The sequence below is a fragment of the Agrobacterium bohemicum genome, from assembly GCF_001562555.1.
GTDB lineage: Bacteria > Pseudomonadota > Alphaproteobacteria > Rhizobiales > Rhizobiaceae > Agrobacterium > Agrobacterium bohemicum.
Genome location: NZ_KQ961024.1, coordinates 342,191 through 359,839, shown reverse-complemented (window position 1 = coordinate 359,839; position 17,649 = coordinate 342,191). Strand labels below are relative to the sequence as shown.

At 56.9% G+C, this 17,649-nt stretch carries 11 protein-coding genes, 1 tRNA gene and 1 pseudogene; 5 read left to right on the top strand and 8 right to left on the bottom strand.

Going from position 1 to position 17,649, the window contains the following annotated elements; all coding sequences use genetic code 11:
• Nucleotides 1-216 precede the first annotated feature (216 nt).
• A tRNA-Ile gene (locus tag ATO67_RS04890) sits at nt 217-292 on the bottom strand.
• Between the two features lie 183 nt (nt 293-475).
• Here ATO67_RS04890 and ATO67_RS04885 point away from each other — a divergent pair.
• Nucleotides 476-1,213, top strand: coding sequence for an SIMPL domain-containing protein (locus tag ATO67_RS04885; RefSeq protein ID WP_067645159.1), 738 nt, complete (start codon nt 476-478; stop codon nt 1,211-1,213).
• A 113-nt stretch (nt 1,214-1,326) separates the two neighbouring features.
• On the opposite strand, the gene ATO67_RS04880 is transcribed toward ATO67_RS04885, so the two are convergent.
• Both ATO67_RS04880 and ATO67_RS04875 read right to left on the bottom strand, forming a co-directional pair.
• On the bottom strand, nt 1,327-1,674 hold the full coding sequence (locus tag ATO67_RS04880) for a hypothetical protein (protein ID WP_067645618.1): 348 nt from the start codon (nt 1,672-1,674) through the stop codon (nt 1,327-1,329).
• Nucleotides 1,675-1,816: 142 nt separating this feature from the next.
• Nucleotides 1,817-2,238 (bottom strand): annotated as a pseudogene (locus ATO67_RS04875) (secondary thiamine-phosphate synthase enzyme YjbQ).
• Between the two features lie 260 nt (nt 2,239-2,498).
• Here ATO67_RS04875 and ATO67_RS04870 point away from each other — a divergent pair.
• Entirely contained in the window at nt 2,499-5,072 is a 2,574-nt protein-coding gene (locus ATO67_RS04870) for an HWE histidine kinase domain-containing protein (RefSeq protein WP_425352187.1), read from the top strand.
• 10 nt (nt 5,073-5,082) lie between these two features.
• Here ATO67_RS04870 and ATO67_RS04865 read toward each other — a convergent pair whose 3' ends face one another.
• From ATO67_RS04865 to ATO67_RS04850, 4 genes are all read right to left on the bottom strand, one after another.
• Nucleotides 5,083-6,063, bottom strand: a complete 981-nt coding sequence (locus ATO67_RS04865) for a DUF930 domain-containing protein (RefSeq protein ID WP_082760155.1) — start codon at nt 6,061-6,063, stop codon at nt 5,083-5,085.
• 117 nt (nt 6,064-6,180) lie between these two features.
• On the bottom strand, nt 6,181-8,235 hold the full coding sequence (rpoD, locus tag ATO67_RS04860; protein ID WP_067645150.1) for an RNA polymerase sigma factor RpoD: 2,055 nt from the start codon (nt 8,233-8,235) through the stop codon (nt 6,181-6,183).
• A 391-nt stretch (nt 8,236-8,626) separates the two neighbouring features.
• Nucleotides 8,627-10,606: a DNA primase gene (gene dnaG / locus ATO67_RS04855; RefSeq protein ID WP_067645147.1), complete on the bottom strand. Its 1,980-nt coding sequence runs from the start codon at nt 10,604-10,606 to the stop codon at nt 8,627-8,629.
• Nucleotides 10,607-10,983: 377 nt separating this feature from the next.
• Nucleotides 10,984-11,436, bottom strand: coding sequence for a GatB/YqeY domain-containing protein (locus tag ATO67_RS04850; protein ID WP_067645616.1), 453 nt, complete (start codon nt 11,434-11,436; stop codon nt 10,984-10,986).
• A gap of 324 nt (nt 11,437-11,760) precedes the next feature.
• Between ATO67_RS04850 and carA the strand changes: the two genes are divergently transcribed.
• On the top strand, nt 11,761-12,966 hold the full coding sequence (carA, locus tag ATO67_RS04845; protein WP_067645614.1) for a glutamine-hydrolyzing carbamoyl-phosphate synthase small subunit: 1,206 nt from the start codon (nt 11,761-11,763) through the stop codon (nt 12,964-12,966).
• Nucleotides 12,967-13,004: 38 nt separating this feature from the next.
• On the opposite strand, the gene ATO67_RS04840 is transcribed toward carA, so the two are convergent.
• On the bottom strand, nt 13,005-14,402 hold the full coding sequence (locus tag ATO67_RS04840; protein ID WP_067645145.1) for an MATE family efflux transporter: 1,398 nt from the start codon (nt 14,400-14,402) through the stop codon (nt 13,005-13,007).
• A 321-nt stretch (nt 14,403-14,723) separates the two neighbouring features.
• On the opposite strand from ATO67_RS04840, the gene mcpU reads away from it, so the two are divergent.
• Nucleotides 14,724-16,808, top strand: coding sequence for a methyl-accepting chemotaxis protein McpU (gene mcpU, locus ATO67_RS04835; RefSeq protein ID WP_067645142.1), 2,085 nt, complete (start codon nt 14,724-14,726; stop codon nt 16,806-16,808).
• A 337-nt stretch (nt 16,809-17,145) separates the two neighbouring features.
• Nucleotides 17,146-17,628: a DUF2938 domain-containing protein gene (locus ATO67_RS04830; protein ID WP_067645139.1), complete on the top strand. Its 483-nt coding sequence runs from the start codon at nt 17,146-17,148 to the stop codon at nt 17,626-17,628.
• Nucleotides 17,629-17,649: the final 21 nt, after the last annotated feature.

Here is a 17,649-nt window from a genome sequence, read left to right as displayed (position 1 = left end):
ATCCAATGGGCCGACATCATCTTCGTCATGGAAAAAGCGCATCACACGAAAATTCAGGCCAGATACCGAGCCGCACTCAAGAGTAAACGCCTGATCTGTCTGGATATTCCAGATAACTATACATTCATGGAGACCGCTCGTCACATTATTGGAGGCGAAGGTGCCAAAATATCTCTGAGCCGGAACGCGATGCCGCGGGAGGGGAACAAGATTATGTGGTGGGCCCGGAGAGACTCGAACTCCCAACCAAGCGGTTATGAGCCGCCGGCTCTAACCATTGAGCTACAGGCCCTTCCGAATGCATGAAGCGGGTCGGAATGCGGGGTTGCAATGGTTCAACCGGCGCGGAGTTGGCTTTAGCGGAATTTTTTCGACGCGACAAGCCGTTGTCGCATGGGACAGGCAAACTATGCCGCATTAGCCCCATAATCTCCTGCGACATCAACGTTAGGGACGCTAAATAAGAGGAACCTCAATGACATCGATACTAGCACGCACCGTAGCCCTTGGCGCTTTTACAGCACTTGCCGTTTTGCCCATGGCCGTATCCGCGCAGGAAAACGCAAAGCGTGAGCCGGTTATCAGCGTTTCGGGAGAAGGTGACGCGGCAGTGGCACCTGATATGGCCGTTTTGTCGTTCAGCGTGGTGAAGCAGGCGGAAACGGCAGCGGCGGCGCTGAGCGAAAACAGCAAGGCCATGAAAGAGGTTCAGACTGCGCTGAAAGCCGCAGGCATCGCTGACAGGGATTTGCAGACCAGCAATTTCTCCGTGCAACCGCTTTACAAGCAGTTCGAGCCGAAGGACGGCGTTTATGTTGCGCCTGAAATCACCGGTTATCAGGTCACCAATGGTCTGACGGTGCGGGTTCGTGATCTGGCCAAGCTGGGTGAAATTCTGGACAGCTCGATAAAGCTTGGTATCAACCAGGGTGGCGATATCGCGTTCACCAATGACAAGCCAGAAACAACGGTAACGGAAGCGCGCAAGGCGGCAGTGGCCGATGCCATATCCAAGGCGAAGACATTGTCGGAAGCCGCAGGCGTGAAGCTCGGCCGCATTCTTGAAATCAGCGAAAACATGCAGCGGCCAATGCCCGTTCCGCAGACGATGATGCGGGCAGCGGCGATGGAGAAATCCGACAGTGTTCCGATCGCAGCCGGCGAGAACACCTATAAGGTCAATGTCAACGTGACCTTTGCGCTGGAACCGTGAAAATAAGAGGGGCGCCAGAGGGCGTCCCTTTCACCTCACCTGAAACGAGAAACCCCTCGCCATAGACCATGACGAGGGGTTTTTCTGTAACAGCACGGCAATCACGGCCGCAGTTAGCGGCGAATCACCGGGCAACCACGAACGTTGGCGAACACGACGCGGTCACGACCGCCGCGGTCAAAACCTGCAACGACGACACGGCGTGGCGACACGTCGACAACGCGTGCGCGGCGCAAGCCCATGCGGTTGGCTTTTTCCTCAGCCATCCAAGGCGCGCAACGATCGCGATCACGTCCACGATCCGGGCGACCCCAGCCCTGGTGGCCGCCGTGGCGATAGCCATCCTGCACGTAAATTCGGTATTGAACATCTGGCCCTGCCGACGCGGTGGATGCCGTAGCAGAAATGCTGCCGAGGGCGATGAGTGCCGCAACGCTTGCTTTTGCAAATGTGCCTATCATTGTCATACTCCGTTTTCCTGATGTTCGCCGAAATGCCTGACATCCCGGTCGACTGTCGTGACGATAATCAATGCGGTGTGAACGTTTTCCGAACCAGACGTTCAGACTGTATTCATGGCCGCAAAATGTGGCAAACCAAGCTTCACGCAGAAAGATGAAGGACGATCTGCCGGTCATGCGCCTGATTTCTGTGTTCGAAAAGATAGATGCCCTGCCACGTTCCCAGCACCAGCTTGCCGCCACTGACGGGGATGCCGATAGACACCTGCGTCAGCGCGGACTTGATGTGCGCAGGCATGTCGTCCGGCCCCTCCATGGTGTGAACGATCCAGTTCATCGAGGGATCGCTGGACGGCGGGACAAGCCTTGAAAAGAATGTTTTCAGGTCGCGCTGAACATCGGGATCTGCATTTTCCTGAATCAGCAGCGAGCAGGACGTATGGCGCACGAAGACGGTGAGCAGCCCTTCGGCCTCGGCGCAAGACGCGATGAAGGCTTTGGCCTGGCTCGTAAACTCGTAAAGCCCCTGCCGCGGGTAGATATCGTCAGCAATTTTTGCGGCACTGGAATTATTTACTTTCAGCTAGGGAACCAAGGGTGGGGTTCCCACGTTTGATGCAATCACGCAATGTTTTGTGCAGTTTTTGACGTTTGAGATTGCGAACTTAGCGGGCGCAAAAGGAAACGAAACGACGTATGGACTATAATACTTCCGTCAAAAACGACAAAATCCCTGAGCAAGTTCCGACACATCTGCTCGATACATTTCTTTTGGCGGAATATCGTCTATTGAAGACAGGAGGCTTGAAACAAGCCGCCACAGTCTGCCATCGAAAGACTACCATATGACGTCGCCAGTTCAGCAAGTAGACCTTACCAACTGCGACAAGGAACCTATTCACATCCCAGGATATATTCAGCCTCACGGCTGTTTGATCGCTTGCGACAGTGCGATGCGTACGGTGCTGCGCAAATCGGCGAACTGGAGTGAAATCTCTGGATTACCGGATGATATCATCGGGCGCCCGATTGAAGAATTTTTCGGGAATGACCTGGTTCACGATCTTAGAAATGCGCTGACGGTGACGGCAAACAGCAGCCGTCCGGCGATGCTTCCCAAGATAAAGCTGCCCAATGGCAAGACATTCGACGTTGCGATCCACCGGTACAAATCGGTTTCCATCATCGAGCTTGAACCTGCCAGCGACGACTCCCAGCCCCTGCACACAGCGCAATTGATGATCGACCGCATTCGCGACGCGGATAATGTCGACAGCCTGATTTCGCGCACCACACGTCTCGTCAAGGCCATGCTGGGTTATGACAGGGTCATGGTCTACCGGTTCGAGCAGGATGGTGCCGGAAAGGTTGTTTCCGAGGTAAAACAGCCCGCGCTGGAAAGCTTTCTGGGCCAGTATTTTCCGGCAAGTGACATTCCACAGCAGGCGCGCGCGCTTTATCTGAAGAACACACTGCGCATCATCTCCGACTCCAACGGTGTTCGAGTGCCTATCGAACCCATTCTGGATGCATCCGGCGAACCGCTGGATTTGTCGTTCTCACATCTTCGCAGCGTCTCTCCCATTCATTGCGAATATCTGCGCAATATGGGTGTCTCGGCTTCCATGTCGATTTCCATCATCAATGATGGCGAGCTATGGGGCCTGATCGCCTGTCATCATTATTCGCCGCGCATATTGCCGATGTCGATGCGCATTGCGGCTGAAATGTTCGGGGAGTTCTTCTCCTTGCATCTTCAGGCGTTGAAGCAAAAGAAAAAGCTGGCCACGGCACATGATGCACATGCATCGCTGGACAAATTCCTGCGCCTTGCCGCCCACCACAACAACGTGGAAGAACTGCTCGTCGAAAACCTGCCGGATTTCAACCGGCTTCTTCCTTGCGATGGCGTCGGTGTGTGGATGAACGAGCGGTGGTTCAGCATAGGCTATGCGCCGCCGGAATTGCTGGCACCGCAGTTGGGACGGTTGGTGAGTTCCGTTTCGGAAGGTCGTGTCTGGGCGACACACGCCTTGTCCAACCACCTGCCTGAAGCGGAAAGCTTTTCCGACCACGTTGCCGGCGTGCTGGCCGTTCCGCTCTCTCAGGTCAAAAACGACTACCTGATGTTCTTTAGGCGTGAGATCGTGCAGACGCTGAACTGGGGTGGAAATCCGGATAAGTCCTATGAAACCGGCCCGCTGGGCGACCGGTTGACGCCGCGCAAAAGCTTCGCATTGTGGAAGGAAACGGTGCACCAGCAGGCGCAGCCTTGGACTGAAGAAGACCGGCAGCTTGCCGAAGCGGCGCGTGTTGCCCTTGTTGAAGTGGCCTTCCGCCACAGCGAATTGATGGCCGGTGAACGCGCGCAGGCGGAAGTTCGCCAGCGCATGCTGAACGAAGAGCTGAACCACCGCGTCAAGAACGTACTGGCTATCATCAAATCCCTGGTCGGCAATCCCACGCAGGAAGGCCGCACACTTCAGGAATATGTCTCTGCATTGAAGGGCCGCATTCAGGCACTGTCCTTTGCGCATGATCAGGTGGTGCGTGGCGAAGGCGGCGGACTGCTTCGAGATTTGCTGGATGCCGAGCTATCTCCGCACCGCTCTCCCGCCAACGAAATCGAGGCTTATGGCCCAAGCGTCCTGCTCGATTCGCGCGCGTTCTCCGTCATGGCTCTGGTGCTTCACGAGCTGGCGACAAACGCTGCAAAATATGGCGCACTCGGCCCTGCCGGTGGCAAGCTATCTATTTCGTGGGCGCTGGATGATGTAGGAGAATGCGTTATTTCCTGGCATGAGACGGTGGCTGCAACCGTTACGCCGCCAACGAGAACCGGCTTCGGCTCAGCCTTGATCAGCCGAAGTGTGCCCTATGATCTGGGCGGCAAAAGCAAAGTTACGTACCATACACACGGCATTCAGGCCGAAATCGTGCTTCCTGCCCGCCATGCAACTGCGGGACCATCTGCTGCCGTGCACGAGACTGCGGTGGGAACTCACAAAGATTACACACCCTATTCCGCGGAGGAACCATTGCGGGTATTTCTAGTCGAAGATCAAATGCTTATCGCCATGGATGTCGAGTACATGCTGGAAGCTCACGGCATAACCAATATCGAAACATCCACATCTTCAGCTATGGCGCTGGATAAGCTGAAGACCATGTCGCCAGATGTCGCTATTCTCGACATCAATCTCGGCACGGATACCTCCATCCCCGTAGCGTATGAACTTCTGCGCCGGAGCATTCCGTTCATGTTCGCAACCGGTTACGCCGATGGCATCATGATCCCGCCCGAGTTCGCGCATGTCCCGGTTATTCGCAAGCCATATGACGAAGAGGCTTTGATGGCCATTATTGGACGGCTGGTGCACAAGACGGTGACGGCCTGAACCGTTGCGACTATCGCACGACCAGCCCTAGCCGCTTGACATCGTCGGGAGACAGTTTCGCGCCGATCCTGTACCGAAAGTCGGTGACGAGGTAATTGTCGATATCGACTTCGCAGCGGTAATCGATGGGAAACCACTGCGTGCCGACATTGAACGCGCCTTTCGCATCCATGACATTTCCGACAATCGGGTAATTCTTGCCGGTGTGCGGCTCGAGCCCGTCATAATGCCCTTTTCTGTCTTCCTTGATCTGGGCCATAGCCTCGGCCACGCATAATTGGCCCACCCTCTCCCGGGGTGGCAGGTTGCCCATGATTTGGCGCAACATCGGACCCGGGCGTTTTGCACCGACGAGTATCTTTTTCGCAGGCTTGAGGTTGGGATCACCCTCGCCATCCGGCGGTGCTTTTGCCGGTCGGGCAGGCGCAGGCGTCACTTCCGGCTTGGGTATCGGAACAGCCACGGCCGCCATATCATTTGGCACGGCGGCGTCAGAAGCGGGTATTTCTCCCTGCTCAGCTGTCGGAGTTGGCGGCGGCGGCTCCGGCTTTGGGTCATTTTCAACGGTATCAGGAGACGGCGGGGTCGCAGGCTGCGGGGCCTCCTCCTGTTTATCCGGCGTCTTCTGCTCCTGACCACCCGCCTCTTGGCTACCAGGTTCATCGCGTTCATCCATCTGCGTCGGACCGGGACGAACGGCCACGTTCGGCATCTGCGATGGCGCAGGCGGCTCCTTGGGCTTTTCTTCAGCAGGCTTCGGTGGCTCTTCTGCCTTTTTCTCTTCCGGCTTCTTTTCTTCGGGCTTAGGCGGCGGCTCCTCTTTGGGCGGCTCCACCATTTCCACGCTGACGCTTTCCGGTTCGGGCTCTGCGGGTGCCAGCGTAGCTCCCGGCCACAGCAGATAGGTCGTGCCCACAAGAACATGCAGCATGATCGAGAGCGGGATTGTCCAGCTCCCTTGCCACCATTTGTTCTTGCCAGTCGTTACCATCAGGGCATCATGTCCTTTGATTGCTAGAAATAGCGGTTTCCGGTGCAATCGCCATCCGAAAAAAGAAAAACCCGGCCAGAAAACTGACCGGGCTTCATGTCTTCCACTGGCGAATACTCAGCTATCCAGGAACGACCGCAGCTTGCGCGAACGGCTTGGGTGCTTGAGCTTGCGCAACGCCTTGGCCTCGATCTGACGAATACGTTCGCGGGTGACCGAGAACTGCTGTCCGACTTCTTCCAGCGTGTGGTCCGTGTTCATGCCGATGCCGAAGCGCATACGCAGAACGCGCTCTTCGCGTGGCGTCAGCGAGGCCAGAACGCGTGTCGTGGTTTCGCGCAGGTTGGCCTGAATGGCAGCATCGATTGGCAGAAGCGCGTTCTTGTCCTCGATGAAGTCACCCAGATGCGAATCCTCTTCGTCACCCACGGGGGTTTCGAGCGAGATCGGCTCCTTAGCAATTTTCAGAACCTTGCGCACCTTTTCGAGCGGCATGGCCAGCTTTTCAGCCAGTTCTTCCGGTGTCGGTTCGCGGCCGATTTCATGCAGCATCTGGCGCGATGTGCGAACGATCTTGTTGATCGTTTCGATCATGTGCACCGGAATACGGATGGTACGGGCCTGGTCGGCAATCGAACGGGTGATTGCCTGACGGATCCACCATGTCGCATAGGTCGAGAACTTGTAACCGCGGCGATACTCGAACTTGTCCACGGCCTTCATCAGACCGATGTTGCCTTCCTGAATAAGATCGAGGAACTGCAAACCACGGTTGGTGTATTTCTTGGCAATCGAAATCACCAGACGCAGGTTGGCTTCCACCATTTCCTTCTTGGCGATACGCGCTTCGCGCTCGCCCTTCTGGACCATGGAAACGATGCGCCGGAATTCAGCAATGGAAATGCCGGTTTCCTGAGCAAGGTTCTGGATTTCCAGACGGATATCGCGGATCGTGTTGTTTTCTTCGCGTGCGAATTCCTTCCAGCCTTTCGCGGCCAGATTGGCAATCGACTTCATCCAGTTCGGATCAAGCTCCGCACCGTGATACTGCTCGAGGAAGCCGTCACGCTTCACGCCGTAGGATTCGGCGAGACGCAACAGGCGACCTTCGTTCTGCATCAGACGCTTGGAAATGTCGTAAAGCTGCTCGACAAGGCTATCGACGCGGTTCTGGTTCAGCGACAGCGATTTAACCGCCGTGATCAGTTGATCTTTCAGTTCCTTGTAGCGACGTTCCTGGCCGGTGGACAGCGTGCCGGTGCAAGCCAGACGCGCCTCGACCTGCTGGTCCTGAAGCTTGCGCAGCTTCTTGTAGGTGTCGGCAATGGTATCCAGCGTTTCCATGACCTGCGGGCGCAGTTCGGCTTCCATCGCAGCCAGAGAAAGGTTGGACTCGTCGTCGTCCTCTTCTTCCTCTTCATGCGGAAGTCCTTCGCCGCCGACATTGGTCACATCGTCTTCACCGCCCGGATTGCGCAGGCGACGAACTTTTTCCTTCTCTTCGGCAGCCTTGCGGTCAGCCTCGATCTTTTCCGGGCTCTGGAACTGTGGCGCTGCCTTGGCTTCAGGGCCGGAATAGGTGGTTTCGAGATCGATGATCTCGCGCAGCAGCGTCGTGCCTTCGTTGAGTTCGTCGCGCCAGATGATCAGCGCCTGGAACGTCAGCGGGCTTTCGCACAGGCCGGAGATCATCGTCTCGCGGCCAGCCTCGATGCGCTTGGCAATGGCGATTTCGCCTTCACGCGACAAAAGCTCGACCGAGCCCATTTCGCGCAGGTACATGCGCACCGGGTCATCGGTACGGTCTGTCGGCTCTTTCTTCTTGGCTGTGGCGAGAGCAGTGCCAGCGGACGGCGCAAGTTCGCCACCCTCGGATTCTTCATCCTCGGCGTCTTTGTCTTCGGCTTCAGCGGGCGCCTCTTCAGCGTCCTCGTCCTCAACGACATTGATGCCCATTTCGCTGAGCATCGCCATGATGTCTTCGATGCGATCAGGATCGACCTGATCCGATGGCAGAACTTCGTTCAGCTCATCCATAGTGACGTAGCCGCGTTTTTTCGCGGCCTTGATCATCTTTTTGACCGCGTCATCTGAAAGATCGAGAAGCGGCCCATCCGTAGCGCTATCGCGTTCGTTTTCTGCTTCTTCGTTTTCTTTGACTTTGGTTGCCATCTATCTCGTCGCTTTCCCTGACGCTAACATCCGCTTCGCCGCAAGCCTGATTGCCTCGAAAGGCACCCGGCACTGGCCGCGAATCACTGTTAAACACCTAACGGAGTGATCTTTAACTGCCGATTAAATACGGCTACCACCGGCGGATTACCAAGACTGCGCATCCAGAAATGCTTTTTCCTGCAATTTCGATCCGCCAAGGTCAATTCCACCTTACTTTTCCTGGAATGGTGATTCCCGCTATTTCCCGTCACGTCAAGCCTTTATGGCCCAAGCGAGGGCTAAAAACCAAAAAAGCCGCGATTGCGACAACGTTTTGCGGGCCTTCCCAGACTTATCCTCTATTTAGGTCTCTCTGGGCAAAAGACAAGTCTTTAACGATGCAAAAGCACTAACCGTGGCTGTAGGCCGCCCCCTTGACCCTGCCCGACATAACCCCAAAACCATCGATAATCGCCTCCTGATTTTCCATACGTCCAATTTCCAGCTGGACCTCGGAAAGCGCCCGCATCAACTGCACCATGCGCTCGCCGTCTCCCACTTCTGTCGCCTCTGCAACCTCGCGTTCAAGCTCGATCTTCTGCCAGCGCAACGCCTTGGTCCGCTTGTGCAGAGAAAGTGACTGCGTGTAACCCTCCCGCGCATCTTCCGGGGCAGCTTGCTCCGTCGCAGTCCACAGTCGTGCATTTCGCACCTGCTGGTTCATGGCTTTCAGCAGCACGTCGAACCCTTGCGCTTCAAGCCGGGACAGCAATCCATCCCGCGACAGCTCAGCTGCATTTTCTGCGGCGTAGGTCAGTACCTGCGACCACAGCCGTTGCAGATCGCGGTTCTCGTAATCGATAGCGGCAATCTCGTCATACTCTTCCAGCAAAAGCTGCGGATGATTGACGATGGTCAGGGCCAGAACGCTTTCACGCAAGGCAGGCGCTGCCAGATAGCCCTTCACAAGACCGGATTGGCTGAGACGGTCGGATATGCTGCCTGCACCCGTCGTGCTTCCTCGTGCCGGTATTCTCTGACCATTGCGGTTCTGATTGCCGTCGCCTCGCCCGAAGTTTCTGTTCGGTCCGTTGCTGCGCTGAAACTGCGGCTGAAAAAACGCATTCAGCCGGTCGCGCATGTCCTGCTGGTAAAAGCGGCGCACGCTTTCATCACCGATGACGGATACGATCTGCCGCAAACGGTTTTCCAGTTCGGCGCGCTTTTCCGGCGTATCGAAGGTGACAGACGCCGTTTCGCGGCTCCAGATCATCGCAGCCAGCGGCTTGGCTTCGGAAAGGACCCGGTCAAACGGCGCCCTGCCCTCATGGCGGACCAGATCATCCGGGTCCTTGCCGTCGGGCAGAAGTGCGAAGCTGACCGAACGACCGGGCTTGATGTGCGGAAGTGCAAGATCGGCGGCCCGGCTGGCAGCGCGTATGCCTGCGCCATCCCCATCGAAGCAGAGAACCGGCTGCGTCGACATTTTCCAGAGAAGGTCGAGCTGGTTCTCCGTCAGCGCGGTGCCGAGAGGTGCCACGGCATTTTCAACACCGGCCTGATAAAGCGCGATGACGTCCATATAGCCTTCGACGGCAATTACAGCGCCGGAGGTCTGCGTGGCACGGCGTGCACGCGCAAAATTGTAAAGAACGTTGCCCTTGTGGAAAAGCTCGGTCTCATTGGAATTGAGATACTTCGCCATCGCATCCGCAGCCATGGCGCGACCGCCAAAGGCAATCACCTTTTCCCGCGATGACAGAATGGGAAACATGATGCGATCACGAAAGCGGTCATAGGAAACGGGCACATTCTCATGCACCACGAGACCGCAGGCCTCCATCTGTTCCTTGGAGATGCCCTTGGATGCCAGATGCTCTTTCAGCGCGTTACGGCTGTCGGGCGCAAAACCCAACCGGAACGTCTCGATGGTGCGACCGCTCAAACCTCGATCCCGCAGGTAAGCCCGCGCCCGCGCACCGACCGAGGTCTGCAATTGGTCCTGAAAGAACAGCGTCGCCATTTCCATGACGTCCTGCAATGTGGCCCGCTCACGCTCGCGCCGTTCCGCCTGCACATCCGGCTGCGGCATGGAAACGCCAGCCATATCGGCAATCTGCTGCACGGCTTCGGGAAAACCCATGCCGTCGAGGTCAGTCAGAAAGCGGAAATGATCGCCGGATACACCACAACCGAAGCAGTGATATCGCCCCTTGCGGTCCTCGCAATGGAAGCTGGGGCTCTTTTCGCCATGGAACGGGCAGCAGGCCCAATAATCACCCTTGGACGCGTTGCTCTTCTTCCTGTCCCACGTCACACGTCTGCCGATGACATCAGAGATGTTCACTCGGTCACGTATCTCGTCGAGAAATGAGTTTGAAAAGCGCATGGTTACCTGGGATCAGTGCCTGTTTTCGGCCAGTCTTTCATATAAGCGCAGCAAGCCGTGATTACCAAGGGCAGAAACAGATGTTACCCGTTATTCACAGGCACCGATGCCAAACGCAGATCACACCGATACGCCAACACCAGGCAAACTTGTTGCGAAGAGTTTCTCGCAAAACATTACGCCTTTGTAAGTTGATAGCAGGCATCAAACGGCGTAGTTTGCGTGTGTCGGCATGATGCCGAGTGTAGCGTAATGCTGGAATGTACGGGCGATTTCCCCCGATCGAGCCCGACGATGCGTCTGCTCAAGACAGCGTCCAGACATAAAAGGCAGGACACCCACATGTGTCCTGCCTTTACGTTTTTATCGACCCGCTTCTACTTCAACAATTCCTTGATCAGGGCGGATGCCTTGCCGAAATCGATCTGGCCGGGATAGCGCTCTTTCAAGACAGCCATGACCTTGCCCATGTCGCGCAAGCCGGATGCTTCGGTCTCGGCAATCACACCTTCGAGGATCGAGCGCACTTTCTCCTCTGGAATTTCTTCCGGCATGAAGCTCTTGATGATGACGATTTCCTCGCGCTCGTGCTCGGCGAGTTCGGCGCGACCGGCCTTTTCGTAAATACCGGCGGACTCTTCGCGCTGCTTGATCATCTTGGCCAGGATTTGCAGGATTTCCTCGTCGGAAACCGCCTCTTTGCCGATGCCACGATTGGCAATGTCGCGATCCTTGATGGCGGCTTGGACAAGGCGGATTGTCGAAAGCCGGCGTGGTTCGCGGGCTTTCATGGCGTCTTTCAAAGCGGCGGCGAAGGTATCGCGGATCATGTCTTTCTCCTTGGGAAAAGCCCTGTCGACCGGCATGTCCGGGTCCGGCATTTCCGTCATAATTTTGGCCGTGACATAAACGAGCAACCGGGTATCGGCAAATCATTTACATAAGCATCTGAATCAACTGGATTTTAAATCCAGCTAATCCACAGGGCCGCGGTTGACCCTTTGCGCCCGTTTCGTTATTTTCCGGCACCTGCACAGGATTTTAACGAAGGTTACGACGCGAAGGCTTTCGCGCGCCCTTATCCGCGAAAAAAGATGACCGCTTTGCACCTGCTTTTCAAGAGGCGGGCGCAAGTGGCAGAAACGGGAAACGAGATGACCGAGACAGCACCCTGGACCACCCGCAAACCCACCGCCATGCTCGTTCTGGCCGATGGCACCGTGATCGAGGGAACCGGCATCGGCGCAACCGGCAAGGTTCAGGCGGAAGTCTGCTTCAACACCGCGTTGACCGGTTATGAGGAAATCCTGACCGACCCGTCTTATCTCGGCCAGATCGTCACCTTCACCTTCCCGCATATCGGCAACATCGGCACCAATGAAGAAGACATCGAAGACCTGACGCCCGCCGCACGGCGCGGCGCAGTCGGCGTCATCTTCAAGGCCGACATCACCGAGCCATCGAACTACCGCGCCGCCAAGCACCTCGACGCATGGCTGAAGGCGCGCGGCATCATCGGCCTTTGCGGTATCGACACCCGCGCGCTGACCGCCTGGATCCGTGAAAACGGTGCGCCGAACGCCGTCATCGCCCACGACCCGAACGGCGTTTTCGATATCGAAGCGTTGAAGGCGGAAGCCAAGGCATGGAGCGGTCTGGAAGGACTGGACCTCGCCATCGAAGCCACATCCGGCCAGTCATCTGTCTGGAGCGAAACACCCTGGGTCTGGAACGAAGGTTACGGCAAGCTTGATGAAGCCGATGCCAAGTACCACGTCGTCTGCGTCGACTTCGGTGTGAAGCGTAACATTCTGCGCCTCTTCGCTGGTCTGGATTGCAAGGTCACCGTCGTGCCTGCCCAGACATCTGCCGAAGACATCATGGCGCTGAAGCCGGATGGCGTTTTCCTGTCCAACGGCCCGGGCGACCCGGCTGCAACAGGCGTCTACGCCGTGCCGGTCATTCAGGATTTGATCAAGAGTGAACTGCCGCTGTTCGGCATCTGCCTTGGTCACCAGATGCTCGGTCTGGCCGTTGGTGCAAAAACGGAAAAGATGCATCAGGGCCACCACGGCGCGAACCATCCGGTCAAGGACTTCACCACCGGCAAGGTTGAAATCGTGTCCATGAACCATGGCTTTGCGGTGGATGCGAAGACACTGCCTGATGGCGTTGAGGAAACACATACGTCGCTGTTCGATGGCACCAATTGCGGCCTTCGCATTACCGGCAAGCCGGTCTTTTCGGTCCAGCATCACCCGGAGGCATCCCCCGGCCCGCAGGACAGTCACTATCTTTTCCGCCGCTTCGTCAACTTGCTGCGTGAGAAGAAGGGCGAACCTGCCCTTGCAGAGCGCTGATACGATTTAACAAGATGTAGAGATTACGCGGCCCGCTATCAGCGGGCCGTTTGCATTTCACGCTTCACCATCAGGTAGAAGCGGGTCGTGAGAAGGATGGCGGCAGTCGACAGGCCGAATACGAAGCCGAACCAGACACCCGGCCCACCAAAGCCAAGCGGGAAAGCGGCAACCCAGGCCAGTGCAAGACCGATGGGCCAATAGGAAATCAGCGCCAGTATCATCGGCACACGCGCATCTTTCAGACCGCGCAACAGACCGGCAGCAACCGCCTGCATACCGTCCACCAACTGAAACACACCGGCAATAATGACGAGCGTGCTGGCATAGGCGAGAACGTCCGATGCGCCCGGCAGGCTGGGGTCCAGGAACCAACTGGCCAGATATCGGGGTGCCAGCGCAAACAGCAGCCCGCCACAGGCAGCGATGACGCAGGCCACGCCGTAAACGGTGATCGCAGCGCGCACGAGGTTGGGGTAATCTTTTTGCCCATGTGCGACGCCGACGCGCACCGTCGCGGCTTGAGCAAGGCCAAGCGGAATCATGAAGGCAATGGATGCCAGCTGCAACGCAATGCCGTGTGCTGCCAGTTCCAGAGTTCCAATCTGCCCCATGAGAATCGAAGCCGCCGAGAACAGCGTGACTTCGGCCAGAATGGTGACGCTGATGGGAAGACCGAGGCGAATGACTTCCCATAGCGCATGAAAATCCGGTCTCCAGAACCGCACAAACAGCTCATAACGACGTGTTTCATCGCGTGTCTGGATATAGACGACGATGAAAAGCAGGCTGAAAGCGTTGACGATAACGGCGGCAGCGGCGGCGCCAAGCATGCCGAAGGCCGGAAAACCGAAATGACCGAGAACCAGCGCATAGGCAAGAAAGCCGTTGATCACCAGCATCGCTATAGTGACGTAAAGGATAATGCCCGCGCGCCCGATGGCGCTGACAAGCCCGCGCATGACGTAAAACAGAAGCGCCGGCAGCAGGCCGAATTGCGCAATGGCCAGATACTGTCCAGTCTGCGCGGAAACAGAGGGGTTTTGGCCAAGCGCCAAAAGGATGTTTTCGGCGCTCATGAAAAGCGGCACGGTCAGCAGCCAATAGACTGTTGCCACCCACATGCCCATGCGCAACGCTCGACGCGCCGTCGTGGCATCACCCTGCCCGTAGGCATTGGCGACCATGGGAACGACGGCAACTGAAAAGCCCGAGCCGAAAATGAAAACCACGAAATAAAACTGTCCGGCCAGTACCATGGCGGCCAGCTTTTCGGCACCCAGTTGGCCAACGATGATCATGTCAGTGGTGTGAATGCCGAGCTGCGCCAGTTGCGCACCAATCAGCGGAATTCCCAACGCAAGCGTTGCGCGCAAATGCGCGCCCCAGGAGTTGGCAACCACAGGGGCGTTTTCAACCGGGACCGACGAAGACATGACATCACCTCAAAAAAGCAAAAGCCGCTTACCTGCAAGCCGGGCAAGCGGCGCAACGTCTGGTTATGTCATTTGCGGCTAATGCGCAAGAATGCGGCACATGCGTAAAATACCGTCACTGAAATATAATGTTTTAATGAGAACAACGCCTTATCACGAAAACGGTATCTTCCTCTGGAGGATTATGAAGTTTGTTTACGCTTGCGCGATAAAGGTTCCATCAAAAGACAAAAATATTTGGGTGCATGAAGCACGCCGCGACAGCCACAGGCATGTTTTCATCAAAATCCGGTAATCCCGGTCTCTTATTGAGGTCCCGAATTGTCCAAAAAATCCAATTTGATGACGCGGATCGTCGTCGCGGCGTCCTGCGTCGTCGTCGCAGCTTTCGCAGGGTTTTCGATTTATATCGATGGGCTCCAGCGCAATGCGGCAAACCATTTCGTAGAAGACAAAATTAACGCTGCCGGTAAACAGTCTGCCCAGAGCATTGCCAACTGGCTGAACGGCCGTGTGATGATGACCGAAATGGTCGGTGCATCCATGGTAACGGCAACGACCCAGGAAAAGCTGGAGCTTGCCCTGCACAATGATGTGCTGGCACGCGAGTTCAAATCCACCTACTTCGGCGATGAAGCCGGTGTCTTCAACAACTTCCCATCGACCAAGATGCGCGAGGGTTATGACCCACGCCAGCGTCCGTGGTACCAGGCGGCCGTCAAGGCCAACTCCACCGTTTTGACTGAACCCTATACGGATGCCACCACCGGCAAGCTCGTGGTCAGCGCCGCCCTACCCGTCAAGCGCGACGGCAAACTGGTTGGCGTCGCCGCAAGCGACTTCCTGCTGACGACACTGGTTTCCATGATCGGCTCCGTCGATGCCGGTGACGAGGGCTATGCGTTTCTGGTCAACAAGGATGGCAAGATCCTTATTCATCCAGACGAAGCCATGATCAACAAGACGCTGACTGATCTCTTCCCCGTGGCGACGCCCAAGATTTCCCAGGCCGTTTCGCAGACCGAAATCGGCGGCGCTGAAAAGATCACCAGCTTCATTCCCGTGCCAGGTCTTCCCGGTGTCGAGTGGTCCGTGGGCCTTGTCATCGACAGCAAAACGGCGTTTGCATCCATCTCGCAGTTCCGTATCGCCGCCGTCATTGCCACTATTCTGGCTGTAGCAGGCATGATCGCGTTTCTGGCATTCCTTGTGAACAGCCTCGTCATCAAGCCTGTTACGCAGATGACATCGGCCATGGACGCATTGGCGGCTGGCAATTTGAATGCGACAATTCCCGGACAGGAGCGCAAGGACCAGATCGGCTCCATGGCGGCTGCCGTTGCCGTTTTCCGCACCAATGCGCAGGAGCGCCTTCGCCTCGAAGGCGATGCCGAACAGACGCGCAGTCTTTCGGAACACGAGCGTAACGAGCGCGAACAGCTTTCCGCCAAGGACACTGCCGATATCCAGTTTGCAGTCTACTCGCTTGCAAAGGGTCTCGCCCACCTCTCCGACGGCGACCTGAACTACCGCATCAGCACGCCATTCGTGGCGCGCATCGACCGGCTGCGTGAGGATTTCAACGCCTCCATCAGCAAGTTGAACGGCGCTCTCGTCAATGTCGGCCACAATGCACGCGCCATCGACGCCGGTGCCAGCGAAATCCGCCAGTCTGCCGACGATCTTGCCAAGCGTACCGAACAGCAGGCCGCATCGGTGGAAGAAACCGCAGCAGCGCTTGAAGAAATCACTACCACGGTCAAGGATTCGGCAAAGCGTGCCGAAGAAGTTGGTCGTCTGGTCGCCCGCACGCGCACCAATGCCGAACAGTCCGGCGTCGTTGTCGGTGACGCCGTCAAGGCAATGGAAGGTATCGAGCAATCATCGTCCGGTATTTCCAAGATCATCGGTGTCATCGATGAAATCGCCTTCCAGACCAACCTTCTTGCCCTGAACGCCGGTGTGGAAGCCGCGCGCGCCGGTGAAGCAGGCAAGGGCTTTGCCGTGGTCGCACAGGAAGTGCGCGAACTGGCACAGCGCTCCGCAAACGCCGCGAAGGAAATCAAGGTCCTTATCAGCGCCTCGACAACGCAGGTGGAAGCAGGCGTTTCGCTCGTCGGCAACGCCGGAAAGGCGCTGGAAACCATCGTGGCCGAAGTGCAGGAAATCAACCAGCACATCAATGCCATCGTGTTGTCATCCCGCGAGCAGTCCACCGGTCTGCAGGAAATCAACACCGCTATCAACACCATCGACCAAAGCACGCAGCAGAACGCCGCCATGGTCGAGGAACAGACGGCAGCAAGCCATGGCCTGGCCTCGGAAGCCGCGGCCCTCAACGCCCTGCTCGAGCAGTTCCAGCTGGCAAGTGCCCGTGACAATAACGGTTACAGCCGCGCAGCCTGATCTGGCGGCCATGTGAGAAGACCAGAGGCGTGACCGGAATAATGGTCACGCCTTTTTTGTTTGGACGGGCAGCATGGAGGGCATAGCTATGAAGAGGGCAGCGCCCCAATCACCCCGTCTTCCTCGGGCTCGACCCGAGGATCTAACCACGCCTACGCGTACTCTCCCCGTCGAATGCGCTGGAACGGCAGCAGATCCTAGTGACAAGCCCTAGGATGACGGAGGGAGGGAGTGTCTCGCCTCCATCCATCCGAAACCACCACCAAACCGACCTTGTAGACACGGCCAAAAGCCTACACCTTATCGATACACAATTGTGAGTCGGAGGGAGGACGTCATGGTTTGGGAAATCGTCTGGCGTGGCGTAGCAATGGGCATTGGCGGCACGGTTTTCATGGATATCTGGGCGATCATTCTGCACAGGTTTTTCCATCAGCCCGCCCCGAACTGGGGGCCTGTGGGACGGTGGTTCTGGCATCTTCCCAAGGGGAAAATCTTTCACGACAGCATAGCCAAGGCCAGTCCCTACAGACATGAGGCAGCGCTTGGCTGGACATCGCATTACGCAATCGGCATTGTTTATGGGGTCGTTCTGGCGCTGATCGTACCTGACGGATGGTTTACCGCACCCTCTTTCATCCTGCCATGGGTCGTCGGCATCGTGACGGTCGGCGCTGGCTGGTTTCTGCTCCAGCCCGGCCTTGGCATCGGCTGGGCCGCGTCCAAGACGCCCAACCCGAACAAGGTGCGCGCGCTTAACATCGTGGCGCACACCATCTTTGCACTCGGGATGTTCGTGACAGCGCTGATCATTCGCTGATGGCGTAAAATTGGCAAAAGT